This window comes from Actinoplanes sp. NPDC051633 (assembly GCF_040681735.1).
In the GTDB taxonomy this organism is placed as follows: Bacteria; Actinomycetota; Actinomycetes; order Mycobacteriales; family Micromonosporaceae; genus Actinoplanes.
Genome location: NZ_JBFAZH010000545.1, coordinates 1 through 5196, shown reverse-complemented (window position 1 = coordinate 5196; position 5196 = coordinate 1). Strand labels below are relative to the sequence as shown.

5 protein-coding genes are annotated in these 5196 nt (G+C 71.5%); 2 read left to right on the top strand and 3 right to left on the bottom strand.

Annotated elements, in window-relative coordinates; translation table 11 throughout:
- On the top strand, positions 1–1016 hold a 1016-nt coding region (locus AB0M20_RS26180; RefSeq protein WP_364302517.1), incomplete at its 5' end, for a replication-associated recombination protein A.
- Here the strand turns inward: AB0M20_RS26180 and AB0M20_RS26175 are convergent.
- From AB0M20_RS26175 to AB0M20_RS26165, 3 genes are all read right to left on the bottom strand, one after another.
- A complete protein-coding gene (locus AB0M20_RS26175; protein ID WP_364302515.1) occupies positions 1006–1371 on the bottom strand; it encodes a VOC family protein in 366 nt (121 codons plus the stop codon). The genes AB0M20_RS26180 and AB0M20_RS26175 overlap by 11 nt on opposite strands.
- A gap of 62 nt (positions 1372–1433) precedes the next feature.
- Positions 1434–3695, bottom strand: coding sequence for a LuxR C-terminal-related transcriptional regulator (locus tag AB0M20_RS26170; protein WP_364302513.1), 2262 nt, complete (start codon positions 3693–3695; stop codon positions 1434–1436).
- Positions 3696–3831: 136 nt separating this feature from the next.
- Positions 3832–4038: a DUF5999 family protein gene (locus tag AB0M20_RS26165; RefSeq protein ID WP_364302511.1), complete on the bottom strand. Its 207-nt coding sequence runs from the start codon at positions 4036–4038 to the stop codon at positions 3832–3834.
- A 335-nt stretch (positions 4039–4373) separates the two neighbouring features.
- On the opposite strand from AB0M20_RS26165, the gene AB0M20_RS26160 reads away from it, so the two are divergent.
- Positions 4374–5081 carry a sigma factor-like helix-turn-helix DNA-binding protein gene (locus AB0M20_RS26160; RefSeq protein WP_364302509.1) on the top strand — a complete coding sequence of 236 codons (708 nt, stop codon included), beginning with the start codon at positions 4374–4376 and terminating at the stop codon, positions 5079–5081.
- Positions 5082–5196: the final 115 nt, after the last annotated feature.

The following is a 5196-nucleotide window of genomic DNA, read 5'->3' as shown; positions in this document are numbered from 1 at the left end:
AGGGCACGTTGCTGTTCGTCGACGAGATCCACCGCTTCAACCGCGCCCAGCAGGACAGCTTCCTGCCCTACGTCGAGGACGGCACGATCGTGCTCGTCGGCGCCACGACCGAGAACCCCAGTTTCGAGCTCAACGGCGCCCTGCTCTCCCGGTGCCAGGTCTTCGTGCTCCGCCGCCTGGACGACACCGCCCTGCGTACCCTCATCGATCGTGCCGAGCGGCTCACCGGCCGCACCCTGCCCGTGGACGCGGGTGCCACGGGTTCGCTGATCGCTCTGGCCGACGGCGACGGCCGGTACCTGCTCAACCTGGTGGAGCAGATCCTCACCCTGCCCCCCGGCACCGAGCCGCTGGACACGGTGGCGCTGGCGCGGCTCGTGCAGAAGCGGGCCCCGCTGTACGACAAGACCCAGGAGTCGCACTACAACCTGATCTCCGCGCTGCACAAGGCGATGCGCGGATCCGACCCCGACGCGGCCCTGTACTGGCTCGCGCGGATGCTCGACGGCGGTGAGGATCCCCTCTACATCGCCCGCAGACTCGTCCGATTCGCGGGCGAGGACATCGCGCTCGCGGACCCGCAGGCGATCCATCAGGCCCTCGCCGCCTGGGACGTGTACGAGCGTCTCGGCTCCCCCGAGGGCGAACTGGCGATCGCGCAAGCGGTCGTCTACCTCGCCACCGCCCCGAAGTCGGTCGCCGTCTACCGCGGCCTGACCGCCGCGATGCGCTCCGCGAAGCAGACCGGGTCACTCATGCCGCCCGCCCACATCCTCAACGCCCCCACCCGACTGATGAAGCAACTCGGGTACGGCAAGGAGTACCGGTACGACCCGGACACCCCCGAGGGCTTCTCCGGCCAGGACTACTTCCCCGACGGCGTCGAGCGGCAACGGTTCTACCAGCCCACCACCAACGGATACGAGCAGGCGATCACCGACCGGCTCGAGCGCTGGCAAGGCCTCCGGCGCGAGCAGCGCCCGGGCGCGGCCGATGATCAGGGTGTTACGACTTGAGGCAGATGTCGAACGGATGCCCACCCGGGTCGAGCAGCACCCGGTACCGGTCCGGCGCCGGCTGTTCCGTCGCCTTCGTCGCGCCCAGGGCCAGCGCCTGCTCCTCGGCCTTGTCCAGCTCCTCGACGTAGAAGTCGAGGTGGTAACGCTTCGGCGCGGACTCCGCCGGCCAGCCCGGGCCCGAGTAGCCGGGGACCTTGCCGAAGCCGACGCTGACCGAGCCGTCGCCGATCATCGCGTACTCCTCCTCGCTGTGCAGCACCTCCCAGCCCAGCACGGCGGCATAGAACGCGGCCAGTCCGGCCGGGTCATCGGCATCGAGATTGAACATCGCCAGCGTGGCGAAACCAGGCATGTCTTCCTCCAACGAACGTGATGTGCAAGGGGAATCCTGCCCGGAGAGGCTGACAGCCGGCGTCAGGAATTATCCGAGTTCTGCGCGGCCAGCCAGCCCGCCACCTGGGCCCGCGAGGTGAAGCCCAGCTTCGACAGGATGTTCTCGACATGGCCCTCGGCGGTCCGCTGCGCCACCACCAGCCGGGCCGCGATCTCGCGGTTGCTCAGCCCGTCCGCGATCAGCGCCGCCACCTGGCGCTCCCGCTTGGTCAGCCCGGAGCCGTCGGTCGAGGTGCGCTGGGCCGGCGTGCGGCCGGCCGGCGCCGCGCTCTCCAGCGCGAGCGCCACCGCGTCGGCCGTGCTCATCGCCGCACCACGGCGCAGCGCCGACTCGAAGGCGCGCTCGCCCATCCGGGCGCGTACCGCCGCCATGGTGTCGTCGTGGAATTTCGACAGGCTGCGGAAGGACGCCAGGGACGTGTGCATGGCCTGCCACATCCGCAGCGACGCGCCGAGCAGCCGGGCGGCCCGCTGGTCACGCTGCTCGCTGCCGGCGATCCAGGCCAGCGACTCGACCGACAGGCCCACGCCGAACTGCTCGCCCTCGACCGGCTTGCGGACCTGCAGGCTCTCCTTCGCGGCGGCGGTGGCGCCGGCGTTGTCGCCGTCCTGCCAGTGCAACACGCTCAGCGCCCACAGCGCGAACGAGCGCCACCACACCTCGCCCTCGGCCTCGCCCATGTCGCGGCAGGCGATGAGGTCGGGGTATCCGTCGGACGGCCGGCCCGAGAAGCCGCGGGTAAGGCCCAGGCAGGCGAGCGTCCACATCTCACCGCTGCGGGCGCCGAACCGGCGGAACACGTCGTGCGCCGTCTGGAAGAGGGTCAGCGCCTCGGCCAGGTCGCCGCGGAACATCGCGAGGTTGCCCTCGATCAGCGGGAGATAGGCGAGCTCGATCGAGGGCGGCAGGTCGGCGACCAGCCGCCGGGCCTCGGCCAGGAACCGCTCCCCGCGCTCGCCGTCGTCCTGCACGATGGCGATCCACGCGGCCGACCGGAGCAGCCGCACCCGGGCCCGGGTGACCGTGGGCGAGGGCATCGCCAGCGCCCGGTCCTGCCAGTGCCGCCCTTCGGAGAGGAAGCCGCGGAGCGTCCAGTGGTTCTCCAGGTCGGCGACGAACCGCAGGGCCCGCTCGGCGGGGCCCTCGCGAACCGTCCACTCCAGCGCCACCCGCAGGTTGGCCTGCTCCTGCCGCAACCGCTGCATCAGCGCGGCCTGGTCGGGGCTCACCCAATGCCGGTCGCCGTAGTGGGCGAGGGCGGCGTAGTAGCCACAGTGCAACTCGGCCAGCCGCGCCTGGTCGCCGGCCTCGGCGAGCCGCATCGCGCCGTACTCGCGGACCACCTCGAGCATCCGGTAGCGCGCCTGCCCGTCGTCGCCGATCCGGGTCAGCACCGACTTGTCCACCAAGGACGCGATCAGGTCCAGCATGGAGGGTGCCGGCAGCGTCTCGTCGGCGCAGACCTGCTCCGCGGCGTCCAGCGTGAGGCCGCCGGAGAAGACCGAGAGGCGGGCCCAGAGGGTACGCTCCGGCGCCGAGCACAGCTCCCAGCTCCAGTCGATCAGCGCGCGCAGCGTCTGCTGCCGGGCCGGCGCGTTGCGGGCGCCGCTGGTCAGCAGCCGGAACCGGTCGGTGAGCCGGTCGAGGATCTGGTCCAGGCTCAGCGCCCGCAGCCGCGCCACGGCCAGCTCGATGGCCAGCGGCACGCCCTCCAGGGCCTGGCAGAGCCGGGCGATCGTGCCCGCGTTCTCCTCGGTCATCTCGAAGCCCGGCTGCACCGCCGCGGCGCGCTCGACCAGGAGGGTGGCCGACTCGATGCGGGCCAGCTCGGCTGCGGTGACCGGGACGTCCGGGTCGGGCACCGACAGCGGCTGCACGGTCAGGGTCGCCTCGCCGGCGACGCTCAGCGCCTGCCGGCTGGTCGTCATGATGCGGATCTCGGGGCAGCGGCGCAGCAGCAGCGCGGCCAGATCCGCGCACGGGCCGATCAGCTGCTCGCAGTTGTCCAGGACGATCAACGCCTGCTGGTCGGCCAGAAACCGGGCCAGCCCGGGGGCGTCGGCGCTGACCGACTCCTCGCGGATGCCCAGGGTCTCGGCGACGGTGACCGCGAGCAGGTCGGGGTCGCGCAGCTCGGACAGCTCGACGAACCACACGCCGTCGGGAAAGGCCCGCCGCATGTCGCCGCCGACCCGCTGGGCCAGGCGCGTCTTGCCGACACCGCCGGCGCCGGTCAGCGTGACCAGGCGGCTGGTGGACAGCAGCCGCCGGATCTGGGTCACTTCTTGCCGCCGACCTACGAAACTGGTCACCTCGGCAGGCACGTTACCCAGATGACCGCGCGCGGTCGTGGCGGTGCTCATAGAGAGCAACTTAATGGTTGGTCCGTCCACCCGGGGACGGGCGCTATGCGGTCGGTCAGGCGAGGACAGCGCTCCGCTGCCGGATCTCCGGCGGGTGCGGCGCGACGGCGCGGCCGTCGGGCAGGAGCTCGCCGGTGTCATCGAAGGTCACCACCCCGTTGCAGAGCAGGCTCCAGCCTTGCTCCGGGTGCGTCGCGACGACCCGCGCGGCGTCATGGTCGGAATCCGCCGCGCCCGGGCAGGGCGGCACGTGCTGGCACATGGTCACTCCCTTCCGGCGTCGAATATGGCGCTGACGCCCTCCAGTGGACACCGTGGAACTACCCGGAAGCTACCCGATTTTTCTTAACTCTCTGTCCGCATGGCACCCGCCACGCAATGTCACCATGCGTGCGTAAGGGTGCATACACCTAGCTGGAACCGGCTGGTGGGCCACTTTTGACACCATTCAGCCGCCCACGGTGAGTGAACAATTACCACTGTCAATGCATCTTCCTCGAACACGGGTAGTGATCCGGGTACTTCTCCCGTGTCCGGGTACGGGCATCAGCACCACGATGGAATCCGATGAGCCCGGACCGAGAGGGGGAGACGCATATGGGTCGCCACGCCGCCGACCGGCCGGCGCCCGACTCGAGCAACGCGCCCGGCCAGTCCAGCCTGCCCGGCCAGTCCAACCTGCCCGGCCAGCCCAAGCACGCCCAGCACAGCCAACCCGGTCAGCACAGTCGCACGCCGGCGCACGCCGATCTGTTCGCACCGACGCGTCGCAGCGCTGCCGTCAGTGCGGCCGAGGCTCGGGCGGCCGCCGCCTTCGAGCTTCTCGTCGGGCCCCATCGGGGCGGGCTGCGGGAGTACGTGCTGCGGCTGACCGACGGCGACGAGTCCACCGCCGACTCGGTCGTCAAGGAAACCCTTTACCGCGCCGCGCAGGATCCGTCGCGTTATCCGCAGCGACCGGCCGCGGTGCGCGCATGGCTCGTACTCATCGCCCGCGCCGTCATCGCCGACGGTGAGCGCCTCGCGCCCGCCGGCCTCGACGACCGGCCGCCGGTGTGGACGCCGAAGCAGCATCCTCCATACGGGACCCCGACGCCGCCGACCACCGTCATCGCGGCGATGGACGAGCTCGCGGGCACCCACCGCGACATCCTGGTCGAGCTGTTCTACCGCGGCGTCTCCCTCGAGGAGGCGGCCCGGGTGCGCAACGTGCCCGTCGAGACCGTGAAGACCGGGCTGTATTTCGCGATGCGGGCGCTGCGTGCGGTCCTCGACCAGCAGGTGGCGGACCGGCACGACGGTTGACTTTCCGCGCGGGCCGCCTCGCCCCCCGGGCGGCTCGCAACGGGGCGGGGCACGGCCCCCCCGTGGCTCCTCCCCGAATGGTGGCAGGGCCGGCGTCGCAGCGGGGCGACGCCGG

What these genes read in the sequence shown, in the direction of transcription:
- AB0M20_RS26175 (WP_364302515.1), bottom strand. Translation starts at nt 1,371, where the DNA reads ATGCCTGGTTTCGCCACGCTGGCGATGTTCAATCTCGATGCCGATGAC.
- AB0M20_RS26165 (WP_364302511.1), bottom strand. Translation starts at nt 4,038, where the DNA reads ATGTGCCAGCACGTGCCGCCCTGCCCGGGCGCGGCGGATTCCGACCAT.
- AB0M20_RS26160 (WP_364302509.1), top strand. Translation starts at nt 4,374, where the DNA reads ATGGGTCGCCACGCCGCCGACCGGCCGGCGCCCGACTCGAGCAACGCG.